Origin of the sequence: Skermanella rosea (assembly GCF_016806835.2) — a bacterium.
Lineage (GTDB): Bacteria > Pseudomonadota > Alphaproteobacteria > Azospirillales > Azospirillaceae > Skermanella > Skermanella rosea.
Map to the genome: position 1 here is coordinate 49,017 of NZ_CP086113.1, position 15,128 is coordinate 64,144.

At 69.0% G+C, this 15,128-nt stretch carries 14 protein-coding genes; 12 read left to right on the forward strand and 2 right to left on the reverse strand.

Going from position 1 to position 15,128, the window contains the following annotated elements; translation table 11 throughout:
- Positions 1-13: 13 nt before the first annotated feature.
- Both JL101_RS31560 and JL101_RS31565 read right to left on the reverse strand, forming a co-directional pair.
- On the reverse strand, positions 14-1,453 hold the full coding sequence (locus JL101_RS31560; RefSeq protein ID WP_203099384.1) for an aldehyde dehydrogenase family protein: 1,440 nt from the start codon (positions 1,451-1,453) through the stop codon (positions 14-16).
- A gap of 526 nt (positions 1,454-1,979) precedes the next feature.
- On the reverse strand, positions 1,980-2,891 hold the full coding sequence (locus tag JL101_RS31565; protein ID WP_203099385.1) for a LysR family transcriptional regulator: 912 nt from the start codon (positions 2,889-2,891) through the stop codon (positions 1,980-1,982).
- 154 nt (positions 2,892-3,045) lie between these two features.
- On the opposite strand from JL101_RS31565, the gene JL101_RS31570 reads away from it, so the two are divergent.
- From JL101_RS31570 to JL101_RS31625, 12 genes are all read left to right on the forward strand, one after another.
- Positions 3,046-4,089, forward strand: coding sequence for an ABC transporter substrate-binding protein (locus tag JL101_RS31570; protein WP_203099386.1), 1,044 nt, complete (start codon positions 3,046-3,048; stop codon positions 4,087-4,089).
- A 14-nt stretch (positions 4,090-4,103) separates the two neighbouring features.
- Positions 4,104-4,895, forward strand: a complete 792-nt coding sequence (locus JL101_RS31575) for an SDR family NAD(P)-dependent oxidoreductase (protein WP_203099387.1) — start codon at positions 4,104-4,106, stop codon at positions 4,893-4,895.
- 17 nt (positions 4,896-4,912) lie between these two features.
- On the forward strand, positions 4,913-6,361 hold the full coding sequence (gene allB, locus JL101_RS31580; protein ID WP_203099388.1) for an allantoinase AllB: 1,449 nt from the start codon (positions 4,913-4,915) through the stop codon (positions 6,359-6,361).
- Between the two features lie 59 nt (positions 6,362-6,420).
- Positions 6,421-7,257 (forward strand): ABC transporter ATP-binding protein, encoded by an 837-nt coding sequence (locus JL101_RS31585; RefSeq protein WP_203099446.1) that lies wholly within the window; start codon positions 6,421-6,423, stop codon positions 7,255-7,257.
- Positions 7,254-8,027 (forward strand): ABC transporter permease, encoded by a 774-nt coding sequence (locus JL101_RS31590; protein ID WP_203099389.1) that lies wholly within the window; start codon positions 7,254-7,256, stop codon positions 8,025-8,027. The genes JL101_RS31585 and JL101_RS31590 overlap by 4 nt, the downstream gene beginning before the upstream one ends.
- A gap of 27 nt (positions 8,028-8,054) precedes the next feature.
- Entirely contained in the window at positions 8,055-9,113 is a 1,059-nt protein-coding gene (locus JL101_RS31595) for an ABC transporter substrate-binding protein (RefSeq protein WP_203099390.1), read from the forward strand.
- Between the two features lie 8 nt (positions 9,114-9,121).
- A complete protein-coding gene (locus JL101_RS31600) occupies positions 9,122-10,567 on the forward strand; it encodes an amidohydrolase family protein (RefSeq protein WP_203099391.1) in 1,446 nt (481 codons plus the stop codon).
- 33 nt (positions 10,568-10,600) lie between these two features.
- The gene (gene atzD, locus JL101_RS31605; protein ID WP_203099392.1) at positions 10,601-11,710 is read left to right on the forward strand and encodes a cyanuric acid amidohydrolase; all 1,110 of its coding nucleotides are present in this window, start codon (positions 10,601-10,603) and stop codon (positions 11,708-11,710) included.
- A gap of 4 nt (positions 11,711-11,714) precedes the next feature.
- Complete coding sequence (locus JL101_RS31610) at positions 11,715-12,674, forward strand: acetamidase/formamidase family protein (RefSeq protein WP_203099393.1); 960 nt, start codon at positions 11,715-11,717, stop codon at positions 12,672-12,674.
- 18 nt (positions 12,675-12,692) lie between these two features.
- Positions 12,693-13,106, forward strand: coding sequence for a DUF3830 family protein (locus JL101_RS31615; RefSeq protein ID WP_203099394.1), 414 nt, complete (start codon positions 12,693-12,695; stop codon positions 13,104-13,106).
- A gap of 321 nt (positions 13,107-13,427) precedes the next feature.
- Positions 13,428-14,201 (forward strand): ABC transporter ATP-binding protein, encoded by a 774-nt coding sequence (locus tag JL101_RS31620; protein ID WP_203099395.1) that lies wholly within the window; start codon positions 13,428-13,430, stop codon positions 14,199-14,201.
- Between the two features lie 25 nt (positions 14,202-14,226).
- Complete coding sequence (locus JL101_RS31625) at positions 14,227-15,090, forward strand: ABC transporter permease (RefSeq protein WP_228435611.1); 864 nt, start codon at positions 14,227-14,229, stop codon at positions 15,088-15,090.
- Positions 15,091-15,128: the final 38 nt, after the last annotated feature.

Here is a 15,128-nt window from a genome sequence, read left to right on the forward strand (position 1 = left end):
GCCCGACGGGCGCTCAGCCGTGCTTGAGGACGACGGTCTTCGCCACGGTGAACTCGCGCAACGCCTCGAAGCCCTTTTCGCGGCCGTGGCCGCTCTTCTTGACGCCGCCGAACGGCAGTTCGATGCCGCCGCCGGCGCCGTAGGCGTTGACGAAGACCTGTCCGGCCCGCACCGCGCGCGCCAGGCGCAACTGGCGGGCGCCGTCCCTGGTCCAGATGCCGGCGACAAGCCCGAAGTCGGTTCCGTTCGCGATCCGGATCGCGTCGGCCTCGTCGTCGAACGGGATGGCGGACAGCACCGGCCCGAAGACCTCCTCGCAGGCCAGCGGGTGCTTGAGCGGCACGGGGCCGAACAGCGTCGGCTTGACGTAGTAGCCGCCTTCGGGAGCGCCCTCGGTGATGACGCCCTCGGCGAGGACCGGCACGCCGTCGGACTTGGCCTGGGCCAGGAAGCCCCGGACGCGGTCGAGCTGACCGGCGCTGATCACGGGACCGCAGTCCAGGTCGTCGCCATGGGGGCCGACGCGGACCGCCGCGACCCGACGGGCGAGATCGGCGATGAAGGTGTCGAAGATCGAGCGCTGCACCAGCACGCGGCTGCCGGCGGAGCAGGTCTGCCCGGCGTTCTGGACGATGGCGTTGACGATGCTTTCGATCGCCAGGCGCTGGTCGGCGTCCTCGAACACGATCTGCGGCGACTTGCCGCCAAGCTCCAGGACGCAGGGAACGTGGTGTTCCGCCGCCGCCTTCTGGACCAGCGTGCCGACCTCGGGCGAGCCGGTGAAGGACAGGAAATCAATGCCGGGATGGGCGGCCAGCGCTGCGCCGGCTTCCTCGCCGTAGCCGGTAACGACGTTGATGGTGCCGGGCGGGAACCCGATCTCCATGGCGATCTCTGCCAGCCGGATGCAGGACAGGCAGGCCTCCTCGGCCGGCTTGAGCACTGCGGCGTTGCCGGCGGCGAGGCTGGGGCCGAGCGTGCGGCCGAACATCTGGGCCGGGTAGTTCCACGGGATGATGTGGCCGGTCACGCCGCGCGGCTCGCGCAGGATCATGACGGTGTAGCCGTCGAGGAACGGGATGGTGTCGCCGTGGATCTTGTCGGCGGCGCCGCCGTAGAATTCGAAATACCGGGCGGCGTTGACGATGTCGGCGCGGGCCTGCTTGAGCGGCTTGCCGGTGTCGCTCGCCTCGATCTGGGCCAGTTCCTCGGCATTCTCCAGAATCCGCTGGCCGAGACGGGTCAAGAGGCGGCCCCGCTCCAGCGCCGGGGTTTGGCCCCAGCCGCCCTCGAAGGCGCGGCGGGCGGCGCGGACGGCATTGTCGATATCCTCGGCGGTGCCGCGGGCGATGCGGGAAATCTCTTTTCCGTCGCTCGGGCTCAGCATCGGAATTGTCTGGCCACCCGACCCCGAAGACCAATTGTTATTGATGAGAATCTGGTCGAAAGGCATGTTCCCTCACTCTCGTGGTGCGCGGTCCAGAGATTTTATTTGAGATGCGACGGGGTTCTTGGTTTGCTTTACTGCAAATGGTCGGACGTACCGCTGGAGATGACGTATCAATCCAACTCCATCTCTCCCCGTCACATTTTTATTCTTGACGGTCCTGAGGATAGACGTGCCCGGAATACGTGGGAAATACCAATTAACGAAGGTCGGTATCGGAATAAGCTATAGCTGGTAACAGAGGGTGCGGATGGGGCTATACCCATGACGGCGGTGCCGCGCAGAGCGGATCGTTGTGCGGGCAGGGCGACGTAAGGAGAATCTGCGGTTTGGTCCTGCGCCGTTCCCTACCGGGAGCGCAGTTTCGGGGGGCAACATGACTGGCGCGCCCCAACGCATCGAAGAAAATGAAGATGACTTTCGACGGAGCGGTGTGCCGTAGACCCTATGAGGGCGAACGGCGGCCCGGGCATAGTGAGACTACGGGTTGGAAAACGGCAGGTTCCGGGACATCCGGAAACCCCCGCGCGGCTCACTGCTCGGGTTGCGGCTTCATCCGGGCGTCGTCCAGCCGGCGCGCGAGCTGCTCGGCGAACTTGGCGGTCGCGACCGGCAGGGTGCGGCCCCGCTGCTGGCCCAGCACCAGCGGGCCGTGCGCCATGTCCAGGTCGCTCAGGGGAAGCGCCACGAGGCCGGGGTCGGTTTCCGGGACCGGCGCGCCGATCTCGATCTGGAAAGTCACCACGCGGCCCGACCGCGCCAGGTTGCGCAGCATCTCGAAGGAGTTGGATTCCAGCTCCACCGACAGCTTGGCCGAGCTGACGGACAGCAGGTCCTCCAGGATGGCGCGGGTCCCGAAGCTGCCGTCCGGCAGGGCGATCGGATACTGCGCGCAATCGCGCAGGCGCACGACCTTGTGCCCGGCCAGGGGATGGTCGGCGGCGACGATGGCGACGACCCGCTGGCCCAGCGTCATCAGCGGCTGGAACTCGGGCGTCCGGCGCGGGCTGAAGATGATCGCGAGGTCCGTCTCGTACTCGCGCAGCATCCGGATCGCCGATCCCTGGTCCACCACCGAGACCTGGAAGCTGACCAGCGGGAAAGACTGCCGGAACTCCGATATCTGACGGGGCAGGAAGTAGTTCACCAGCGCCTGGCTGCACGCGATCCGGACATGGCCGCGCCTCATGCCGGACAGGTCCTCGATGTGCGAGCGTACCCGCTCCAGGTCGGCCGACTGGGTACGCACCCAGCGGATGAAGCTCTCCCCCGCCGCGGTCAGCCGGATCCCATGGGCGGAGCGCTCGAAGATCGCGGCGCCCAGGTCCTCCTCCACGTCCTGGATCCGGCGCTGGAGCGCCGACGGCGTCACGTTCAGCTGTTCGGCCGCCTTCCGCAAGGAGCCGAACTTCGCCGCCTCGTCGACATAGCGCCAGATCCGCATGTGCCTCATACCGGCATACCCCGCAGTGTAGACTTTCCGTCTACACCCTAACAGGAAAACGGCGTTTGAGGCGCCATCGGATCGCGCATAGCGTCGTCTGCGTCCGGACGACGGGCATTCTCCCCTTCCCCACCCCATAGGAGGAACAGGCCACATGCGCAGCGTCATCAGCCAATGGCCCGCGGTTCTGGCGGGCGCCCTGGTCGGGGCGGTCGGCCTGGCCGGCGCGGCATCCGCCCAGACACCGGTCAAGATGGTTCTCAACTGGAAATACCAGGGACCGCAGGCACTGTTCTTCATCGCCGAGGACAAGGGATACTTCAAGGCGGAGGGGCTGGACGTCACCATCGACCAGGGCGAGGGATCGGCCGCCTCCATCACCAAGGTGGCGACGGGAGCCTACGACGCCGGGTTCGGCGACGTGAATGCGCTGATCACCCTGGCGGCCAAGTCGCCCGAGGAGGCGCCGGTCGCCGTCTTCATGATGTACAACACGCCGCCCTTCACGATCGCGGTGAAGGCGGACGGCCCGATCCGGACACCCGGGGACCTGGAAGGCAAGACCATCGGCGGCCCCGCCAACGACGGCGCGCTGAAGCTGTTCCCGGCGTTCGCCCAGGTCGCCGGCATCGACGCCGGCAAGGTCTCCGTCACCAACATGCAGGCGAACCTGCGCGAGCAGATGCTTCAGCGCGGCCAGGTGGACGGGGTTTTCGGCTACGTCAACACCATCGCCTTCAGCGCCAAGAGCGCCGGCATGGACCCGGACAAGGATTTCCGCTTCATCAATTACGGCGACTACGGGATGGACCTCTATTCCAACGCGATCGTCGTGTCCAAGCCGTTCCTGAACCGGAACGGGGACGCGGTGAAGGGCCTGGTCCGGGCGATCAACCGCGCGGCCAAGGACATGATCGCCGACCCCGCCGGCTCGGTCGCGGCCGTGATGAAGCGCGAGCCGCTGCTGAACGAAAAGGTCGAGATCGAGCGCACCGTCGCCACCCTGCGGATGGAGATGAACCATCCCGAGATCGCCACGATCGGCCTGGGCGACGTGGACGACGATCGCCTGAAGCGCGCCATCGACATGGTGGCCAAGGCCAACGGCCTGGAGAACGCCCCGGAACCGTCCGCGGTCTTCACCGACGCCTACCTGCCGCCGCTGTCCGAGCGACCGACCTCCGTCATCAAGCAATAGACAGAAGAAGAACCATGGAACTGGGTCTGAAATCGCGGGTCGTGATGATCACCGGCCCCGCCAAGGGAATGGGCGAGGCCGTCACCCTGGCCTTCGCGGCCGAGGGCTGCCGGCTGGCGCTGGTCGGGCGCGACCTCGACGTGATCGAGCCGGTCGCCGCCAAGGTCCGGGCGCTGGGCGCGGAGGCGATCGTGATCCCCTGCGACATCACCGACGGGGCGCACTGCGCCGGGGCGGCCGAGCGGACGCTCGCGGCCTTCGGGCGGATCGACGTGCTGGTCAACGTGGCGGGCGGCTCCGGCCCGGTCGGCAAGACCGGCTGGGAGACCACCCGCGAGGAATTCGACGAGATCGTCGAACTGAACATGGCGGGCTGCTTCAACACCATGAGCGCCGTCATGCCGACCTTCATCGACCAGCGCTACGGCAAGATCGTCAATGTCGGCGGCACCTTCGGGATGCGCGGCCGGGCCGGCCGGATGGCCTATTCGGCATCCAAGTGGGGCCTGCGCGGCATCACCAAGTCCTTCGCCCTGGAGGCCGGCCCCTACAACGTCAACGTCAACTGCGTGGCGCCGGGCATGGTCGAGGGGCCGCGCTTCCGCGGCAAGGTCGTGCCGGAAATGGCCCGGCGGCTGGGCATCACCGAGGAGGAGGCGGCCGAGCGGCACGCTGCAGACTACGCGCTGCGCCGAGTCTCCACCGGCGAGGACGTGGCCAAGGCGTGCCTCTTCCTCGCCAGCGACGCGGCCCGCCAGATCACCGGCGTCGACTTGCCGGTCGACGGCGGCTGGGCCTCCCTCTGACACAGGACGACAGGATCATGGAAACCGGAAAGACCCTCGCCGACCTCGTCATCACCGGCGGCACCATCGTCACCGACCAGACCAGCTTCAGGGGCGCCGTCGCCGTCAAGGACGGCCGCATCCTGACGGTCGGCGCGGACGAGTCCATGCCGGCCGCGCGGGAGACCTTCGACGCGGCCGGCCTGCACCTGCTGCCCGGCGCGATCGACGCCCACGTCCATTTCCGCGAACCGGGCTATACCCACAAGGAGGATTGGCGGACCGGAACGGCGGCGGCGGCCATGGGCGGCGTCACCACCGTCTTCGAGATGCCCAACACCGACCCGCCGACCGGCACCGTCGAGGCGCTGAGGATCAAGCAGCGGGCGGCGGCGAAGGCTCATGTGGACTACGGCCTGTACGGACTGCTAGCCGAGGACAACCTGGACCAGCTGGACGGCCTGGTCGCGGGCGGCGTCGCCGCGTTCAAGTGCTTCATGGGCAATACCTTCGGCAACCTGCCCTCCCCCTCCACCGGCGCCATGTTGGAAGGGTTCGAGATCATCGCGCGGCACGGGCTGCGCATCTCGCTCCATGCCGAGACCGCCTCCATCATGGCGTGGCGCCAGCGGAAGCTGATGGCCGCCGGCCGGCGCGACCCGCTGGCCCACCTGGCGTCGCGCCCCGCCGTGGTCGCGACCGAGGCGGTGTCGCGCGCCGCGATCCTGGCGGAATGGACCGGCGCCCGCATCCACGTGCTGCACATCTCCTCCGGCGACGAGCTGCGGCCGCTGCGGGAGGCGAAGGCGCGCGGCGTCGACGTCACCGGCGAGACCTGCCCGCACTACCTGCTGTTCGACGAGCGGGCCTATGACGACCTGGGCTCGATCATCCGGGTGAACCCGCCGGTCCGCGAACAGCACCACCAGCGTGCGCTGTGGGAAGGGGTGCGTGACGGCACGATCGACATGATCGCGACCGACCACGCGCCGCACGACCCCGCGGAGAAGGTGCGCGACGACATCTGGACGGCCGATTGCGGCTTCCCCGGGGTCGAGACCCAGATGGCGCTGATGCTGACCCAGGTGAACGCCGGCCGGCTGTCGCTGAGCGACTATGTCCGGCTGTCCTCGACGGCGCCGGCGAAGGCGTTCGGCCTGCATCCCCGCAAGGGGGCGATCGTCCCCGGCGCCGACGCCGACCTGGCGCTGGTGGACATGGCCCGGCGCGAGACGATCCGGGCCGAGGCGCTGCATTCCCGCGGCAGGATCACGCCGTTCGAGGGGTTCGAGACCGTGGGGGCGCCGATGCACACCCTGGTGCGCGGGCGCTTCGTGATGCGCGGCCGCCGGTTGGTCGAGGACTCCACCGGCTGGGGGCAGTCGGTCGGCCGCATCCAGTCCATGCCCGAGCCCCGGCTCCGCCATGTCGAGGAAACCACCGCGGCGATCACCGGCACCTTTCCGGCGGCCCGGGCGGCCGAGTGAAGACGGATCCGAGGACACCCATGAAAACGGCGAAATCACCCGCGCTGGTCCCCGTGCCCATGGTGCCGGAACCGGACCCCCAGCCCCCGCGCAGGCTGTTCATCGAGCTGGAACGGGTCACCGTCTCCTACGGGAAGGGTCCGGGCGCCACGCAGGCGCTGGCCGAGATCTCGCTCCAGGTGGATGAGGGCGACTTCATCGCGCTGGTCGGACCGTCGGGCTGCGGCAAGAGCACGATCCTGAAGCTGGTCGGCGACCTGCTGAAGGCGTCGAGCGGCCACGTCTTCGTGGCCGGGCGGGAGGTCGGGGCCCAGGACGTGCGGATCGGCATGGCCTTCCAGAACCCGACCCTGCTGCCCTGGCTGAGCATCCGCGACAACGTCATGCTGCCGCTCAAGATCGTGCAGCCGTTCCGGGCCGACTGGAAGCGCAAGCGGCACGGCGAGTACCGCGACCGGGCCGAGGCCCTGCTGGCCAAGGTCGGCCTGGGCGGCTTCGGCGGCAAGTATCCCTGGCAGCTTTCCGGCGGCATGCAGCAGCGCGCCTCGCTGTGCCGGGCGCTGATCCACGAGCCCAACCTGCTGCTGCTGGACGAGCCGTTCGGCGCACTGGACCAGTTCACCCGGGAGGAGCTTTGGGACATCCTCCAGACGCTGTGGATCGACGGCAAGCCGACCGTTCTGCTGGTGACCCACGACCTGCGCGAGAGCGCCTTCCTGGCCAACCGGATCGTCGTGATGAGCGCCCGCCCCGGACGGATCCTGGTGGACGAGCCGGTCGGCTTCGCCCGCCCCCGCACGCTGGACACGACCTACCAGCCGGGATTCACCAACCTGACCCACAAGCTGCGCACCCTGATCGTCGAGGCCCGGAGCGCCGCGGGAGGTACCCCATGACCAGCCTGAAACGGGAGAAGATCGCGTCAGCCTGCCTGATCGCCGGCGTCTTCGTGGCATGGGAGGTCGGCTGCCTGCTGTTCGGCATCAGCGAATACGTCCTGCCGCGCCCGTCCCAGATCGTCATGGTGCTGGTGGAGCGCTGGCCCGCCCTGATGCCGCACGCGGTGCAGACGCTCTACACCACGCTGGTCGGGTTCGCGCTGGGCGTTTCCGCCGGGGTGCTGATCGGGATGCTGATCGGCTCGTCCAGGCTGGCCTACAACGTGGCGTTCCCCCTGCTGGTGGGCTTCTCGTCCATTCCCAAGGTCGCGGTTGTGCCGATCTTCGTGCTGTGGTTCGGCGCCGGGACGGTGCCGGCGGTGCTCACCTCCATGATCATCTCGGTCTTCCCGGTGGTGGTGAACATGGCGACCGGGCTGGCGACCACGGAACCGGAGCTGGAGGACGTGCTGCGCACCATGAAGGCGACCAAGCGCGACATCCTGCTGAACGTCGGGCTGCCGCGCGCCATGCCCTATCTGTTCGCCTCCCTCAAGGTCGCCGTCACGCTGTCCTTCGTCGGCACGGTCATCGCGGAGACGGTCGCGTCCAACCGGGGGATCGGCAACATGATGCTGATCGCCTCCTCCAACTTCAACGTCCCGCTGGTCTTCGCCGGGCTCTTCATCCTGGCCGGGCTGGGCATCGCGCTCTACGTCGTCTTCTCGCTGATCGAGCGCCGCGTCACCGGCTGGGCCAACCGCAAGACCGAATTCGCGATGGGCTGAGGCCCCCGCACAGCATCGGAGAACACCATGATCGACATTTCACGCCGGGCCGCCCTGGCGACCGGGTTCGGCCTCGCCCTCGTTGCAGCGCAGCCGTTCGCAGCCACCCCCGCCCAGGCCCAGGAGCCGACGCCGATCCGCTTCACGCTGGACTGGAAGTACCAGGGCATCCACGCCTGGTACTTCGTCGCCCGGGACAGGGGTTATTTCCGCGACGAGGGGCTGGAGGTCACCATCGACCAGGGCGAGGGCTCCGCCGCCACCGTCACCCGCATCATGTCCGGCGCCTACGACGCCGGGTTCGGCGACATCAACGCCGTGATCCAGCAGGCGGCGCAGAAGCCGGGCGAGGCGCCGGTGATGGTCTACCAGATCTACAACCGTCCGCCCTTCGCGGTGCTGACCAGGACGGACAGCGGCATCGAGGACATGAAGGACCTGGCCGGCCGCAAGGTCGGCGGCCCGGCCGGCAGTGCCGCGACCCGGCTGCTTCCGGCGCTGCTGGCGCGGAACGGCGTCGCCGTGCCGTCGGTCGAGGTGCTGAACATGCAGCCCAACCTGCAGGAGCAGATGCTGATCCGCGGCGAGGTCGCGGCCTCCCTGGTCTTCAACGTGACCAGCTACGTCAACCTGATCCAGCAGGGCCAGGACCCGGACGGGGATTTCCGGTGGCTGGACTATGCCGACCACGGGCTGGACCTCTATTCCAACGGCGTGATGGTGTCCCGGGATCTTGCCCGCGACAAGCCGGAGGCGGTTCGGGGGCTGGTCCGGGCGATCAACCGGGCGGTGCAGGACGTGATGGCCGATCCGGACATGGGCGTGAAGGCGCTGACCGCGGTCGAGCCGCTGGTCGATGCCGGAAGCGAGGGGCGCCGGGTGCGGTTCGCCTTCGACCGGTTGATGATCACGCCGGAAACGCGGAAGATCGGGCTGGGCGACGTGGACGACGCCCGGCTGGAGCGGTCCATCGCGGTGATGGCCGAAGCCTACGACCTGCCGCGGAAGCCCGAGCCGTCGCAAGTGTTCGACCGGTCGTTCCTGCCGCCGCAGGACCAGCGCCTCGTCGCCGGCGCGGGGAATTGAGGCCAGACATGACGGAAAGATCCATCGCCTGCGCCGGCCTGCTGCACGGCAGGGGCTACGACCTGCGGGGGCCGAGCCGGCTCTCGCTCGACGGCGGCCGGATCGCCGGCGTGGCGGGGATCGGCGGGGAGGCCGACCCGCTGTTCGCCCTGCCGGTGCCGGTCAACGCCCACGACCACGGCCGGCCGGTGCGGTCCAGCTCCTTCGGGGCGGCGGGCAAGCCGCTGGAGCTCTGGCTCCAGTACCTGGCGCTGCTGCCGGCGGTGGACCCGTACCTCGCCGCCGCGGCCTCGCTGGGCCGCAGCGCCCTGGGCGGGTCCGGCGCCGTCATGGTCCACCATACGCGGGTGCAGGGATTGACCCCGCTGCCCCTGGAAGCCGCCGAGGTCGCCCGCGCCGCCGCCGACATCGGGGTGCGGATCGGCTTCGCGGTGGCGCTGAAGGACCGCAACCCGCTGGTCTACGGCCCGTCGGAGGAGGTGCTGGCCCTGCTGCCGGAGGACGCCCGGCGCGAGATCGCCCGGCGGACCGGCAATGCCCCGATGCCCGTGGAAGACCAGATCCGCCTGGTCGAGGAGGTGGCCGGCGCCGCGGCCGGCGACCTGGTGGACGTGCAGTACGGGCCGACCGGCGTGCAGTGGTGCTCGCCCGGGCTGCTGCGCGCCGTCGCCGACGCCTCCGCCCGCACCGGCCGGCGGGTCCACATGCACTGCCTGGAGACGCGCTACCAGCGGGACTGGGCGGACCGGAACTTCCCTGAAGGAATGTTTGCCTTCCTGAAGGGGATCGGCTTGCTGTCGCCGCGCCTGACCCTGGCCCACTGCACCTGGGCGCGGCCGGAGGAGCTTGAGCTGATAGCCGAATCAGGCGCCACGATCGCGGTCAACACGGGCTCCAACCTGGGCATCCGGTCCGGCATCGCGCCGGTGGCGGAGATGGTCGCGCGCGGCTGCAAGGTAGCATTGGGCCTGGACGGGCTGACGCTGGACGAGGACGACGACGCGCTGGGCGAGATGCGCCTCGCCAACGCGCTGCATCGCGGCTGGGGATTCGACACCGCGATCGACGAGAGGGAGATGCTGCGGATCGCCCTGGCCAACGGGCGCGCCGCCGTGACCGGCCGGGACGAGGGCGGCGCCATCGAGCCCGGAGCGCCCGCGGACCTGCTGCTGCTCGACACGGACAAGCTGGATTCCGACCGGCTGGTGCCCGACCTGTCGCCGCGCGACCTGCTGTTCGCCCGCGCCGGCGCCGGCCATATCGCCGAGGTGATCGTGGCGGGGCGGACGGTCGCGCGGCGGGGGAAGCTGACCGGCATAGACCACGACGCCGTCCAGGCGGAGCTGCTGGACCGGCTGCGCCACGGGATCAAGGAGAATGACGCCCTGCGGGCCGCCCTGCCGGAACTGGGCCGCGCGCTGCACCGGCATTTCGCGGCGGCACCCTGCTGCTGAGGCAGCCCAATGAACGGAAGACCAGGACACAGCATGACATCACGTATTCGCCCCGGCGTCGCGGTCCACCGCGTCGCGACCACCGGCCCCGACGACGTGGCCGGGCTCGAACGGCTGGTCCGGGCGGGCGACCTGGACCCGGCCGGAATCGTCGCGATCCTCGGCAAGACGGAAGGCAACGGCTGCGTCAACGACTTCAGCCGGGGCTTCGCGACGCAAAGCCTCAAGCTGTTCCTCCAGGGGCATGTCGGTCGGGAGGCGGCCGGGCGCGTCTGCCTCGTCATGTCCGGCGGGACCGAGGGCGCCCTCTCCCCCCACTGGATCGTGTTCGAGCGCCGGGAGTCGGACGAGCCGGCGCGCGGCCCGGCGCTCGCCATGGGAAGCGCCATCACCCCCGACCTGCCGCCCGAACATCTGGGCCGCCGCGCCCAGGTGGAAATGGTCGCCCGGGGAGTTGCCGACGCCATGGAGCGGGCGGGCATCGCCGATCCGGCCGCCGTGCATTTCGTCCAGGTCAAGTGCCCGCTGCTGACGGCGGCCCGCGCCGCCGAGGCCGTGGCCCGGGGCCGGGCGACCGCCACGCGCGACACCCTCAAATCCATGGGGCTGTCGCGCGGCGCCAGCGCGCTGGGCGTCGCCGTGGCGCTGGGCGAACTGGCGATCGGGGAGATTCCCGACGACGCCAACGGCGCGGACATGCGGCTGTGGTCCGGCCGGGCCAGCACCTCCGCAGGGATCGAGCTGATGGGGCATGAGATCCTGGTGCTCGGCATGAGCCCGGACTGGACCGGTCCGCTCGCCATCGACCATGCGGTGATGGGGGATGCCGCCGACGTCGGGCCGGTGCGCGCGGCGCTGGCGCGGCTGGGCCTCGACGCCGAGGGGCAGCTCGACGGCCCCGCAAGGGCACGGGTCAGGGCCGTGCTGGCCAAGGCGGAGGCGTCGCGGACCGGCACCGTGCGGGGCCTGCGGCACACGATGCTGGACGACAGCGACATCTCCGCCACCCGGCATGCCCGCGCCTTCGTCGCAGGCGTGCTGGCCGGGACGATGGGCATGACCGACCTGTTCGTCTCCGGCGGGGCCGAGCACCAGGGACCGGACGGCGGCGGACCGGTCGCGATCATCGCGGAACGGGCCTGAGCCGATGGCGGATCGGATCGAACTCCTCCCCGAACCCGGAACGGTGCATTGGGGCCATTTCGACGCGGCGCTGGCCCCGGTCGCCGAGATCGCCGGCGGCGACACCATTGTCATCCATACCGTGAGCGGCGGGCGGGACGATCTGCCGCCGGCCGGCTCCGGCATGACGGTCCGGCCCGAGCATTGGCGCATCCTTGATGCCGTCGAGCCGGACATGGGGCCGCACATCATGACCGGCCCGATCGCCGTCCGGGACGCCGAGCCGGGCGACGCGCTCCGGGTGGAGATCCTGGACGTGGCGCTACGCGAGGACTGGGGCTTCAACCTGATCCGGCCGGGCGCCGGAGCCCTGCCCGACCGGTTCCCCGACCACCGGCGCATCCATCTGCCGATCGACAGGGCGGCGGGAACGGTGCTGACGCCCTGGGGGCTGGAGATCCCCGCCCGCCCCTTCTTCGGCGTGATGGGCACCGCGCCGGCGCCGGAGCTGGGGCGGCTCACCTCGATCGTTCCCGGCGCCTTCGGCGGCAACATCGACAACAAGGAGCTGACGGCCGGGTCGGTCCTGTACCTGCCGGTCTGGACGGAAGGCGCGCTGTTCTCCGCCGGGGACGGCCATGCCGCCCAGGGCGACGGGGAAGTCTGCCTGACCGCGGTGGAGACCGGCCTGACCGGAACCTTCCGCATTGATCTGGTCAAGCGGGCCGGACTGGCGTTTCCCCGGGCGGAAACGCCGGGCCACCTGATCACCATGGGCTTCGACGAGGACCTGGACGAGGCCGCGCGCACGGCCCTGATAGAGATGATCGGGCTGATCACTGAACGCACCTCGCTGTCCGAGGAGGAAGCCTATCGGCTGTGCAGCCTTGCGGCCGACCTCCGCGTCACGCAATTGGTGAACCGGCGCAAGGGCATCCATGCCATGCTGGGGCGCTGGGCGCTCGGGACGAAACCAACCCCCTGACGGGGAGGAAGAGAGATCATGGAAAAGCTTAAGGTCACCATCGACGAGATGGTCTTCGACGCGCGGCTGGAACTCCAGGCGGCGCCGAAGACCTGTGCCGCCTTCATCGAGCGCCTGCCGTTCGACTCCCAGGTCGTCCATGTCCGCTGGAGCGGCGAAGGCGTCTGGATCCCGCTCGGCGACTATGACTTCGGCGTGGGATACGAGAACCACACGAGCTATCCTGCGCCGGGGCAGATCATCCTGTATCCCGGCGGGATCAGCGAGACCGAGATCCTGCTGGCCTATGGCGGGGTGCAGTTCGCCAGCAAGATGGGCCAGCTTGCCGGCAACCACTTCATCACCCTGACCTCGGGACTGGAGAACCTGCCCGAGGTCGGCCGCCGCGCCCTGTGGCAGGGCGCCCGGAAGATCCGGTTCGAGGCGGCGTAAAGGAACGCCCGGCTCCGCGGCGGAAAGGCCGCGGGGCCGGGCTGGGGTCGATGCACATCAAGCGCCCAGTTTCCACACCATATGCCGCGATGTTGGACAGAAGCCGCAGCAACGGCCGGCCCCCGTCCCAATCCTCGAAAGCTCGCCGCGCGATCCGGCGAGTACATTGCAAGATAAATTCCTTAACTTACCTCATCGCAATTGATAATTTCGTGCCGGCCCGGAACCGGAGCGGATTTGCACCTCGATCAGATCTGTAAGTAACATACTCTGGCATGCGTTTTGCTACTGATCGTCTATCACTCATCGTGAGGGACGATCATGCAGGACAGAGAAACGCAACTGGAGCTGACCGGCATCGCGAAGTCTTTCCGGACCCGGACGGGCACGGTACCGGTCGTCAACGACCTGACGTTCAAAATCCACGAGCGGGACTTCGTCAGCATCATCGGGCCGTCGGGCTGCGGCAAGACGACGATCTTCAACATGATCGCCGGCCTGCTGGAGCCGGATGCCGGCACCATGCGCTTCAGGGGCGAGGTGGTCACCGGCCTGCGCGGCCACATCGGCTACATGATGCAGAAGGACCTCCTGTTCCCCTGGCGCACCGTGCTCCAGAACGCCTTGCTGGGGCTGGAGATGCGCGACGTCGATCCGCGCGTCGCGACGGAGCGGGCGCGCGAGTACCTGGCGGCCTTCGGCCTCGCCGGGTTCGAGAACGCCTATCCGAGCACCCTGTCCGGCGGGCAGCGGCAGCGCGTGGCGCTGATCCGGACGCTGGTCATGGACCCCGACATCCTGCTGCTGGACGAGCCTTTCTCGGCGCTCGACTACCAGACCCGCCTCCACCTGGAGGGAGTGCTGGTCGATGCCGTGGAGAAGTCCGGCAAGACGGTCATCCTGATCACCCACGACGTGGACGAGGCCGTGGCGCTGTCGAAGCGCGTCGTCGTGCTGAGCGGTCGGCCGTCGCGGGTGAAGGCGGTCCACGACATCGAGATATCCTGCCACTCCCCCGTGGAATCGCGGAGCGACCCGCACTTTTCCCAATACTTCAACCTGCTGTGCAGCGAACTCGAAATCCAGACACGCTGAGGCCAGACATGCTGAGGATCGCATCATGACAATGACCGCATCACGCATCCAGGCTTCGGCCAAAGCCCTGCCGGGCCGGGCTTGGTCGCGCTTTTCCCTGGGAGAGGCCGGCGGCGGGTTCGCCCGGGCGGGCATCCAGGTGCTGGCGGTGGCGGCCTTCTTCGCCGCCTGGGAGATCGGCGTCAGGACCGGCGCGATCTCCGGCTTCCTGGTCGGGCAGCCGTCCGGGATCTTCGCCAATTTCGGCCGCTTCATCGCCGACGGGTCGCTGTTCGTCGATGCCGGCTACACCGCGCTGGAGGCCATCGTCGGCTTCGCCATCGGGACGCTCCTGGGAACCACGCTCGGCCTGTCCCTGTGGTATTCGGAAAATGTCGCGCGCATCGTCGAGCCCTTCGTGATCGCGCTCAACAGCGTGCCGAAGATCGCGCTGGCGCCGCTGATCATTCTGTGGTTCGGCACCGGCTATTCCGCAAAGATCGCCCTGGTCATCGCGATGACCGCGATCGTCGCGCTGATCACCGCCTATCAGGCGGCGCGGGATTCCGACAAGGACCTCCAGCGGCTGCTGGCCTCCATGGGCGCCGACAAGCACCGGATCTTCTACAAGGCGGTGATCCCGTCGTCGCTTCCGGCCGTCATCGCCACCTTCCGGATCAATATCGGTTTCGCGCTGGTCGGCGCGGTGGTTGGCGAGTTCATCTCCTCCCAGCACGGGCTGGGGCACCTCGTCTTCACCGCGTCCAACCTCTACGACCTCAACACGGTCTGGGTCGGGCTCTTCTCGCTGATGATCCTGGGCTTCGCCCTCTACCACCTCGTCAACTTCGTCGAACGGCGCGTCCTGCCCTGGAAGCAGGAGCAGACCTCCCGGCAGGTCGCGGCCTGACCTCCGGCCCCCGCCCCCTACCCGACCTTTCACGCATC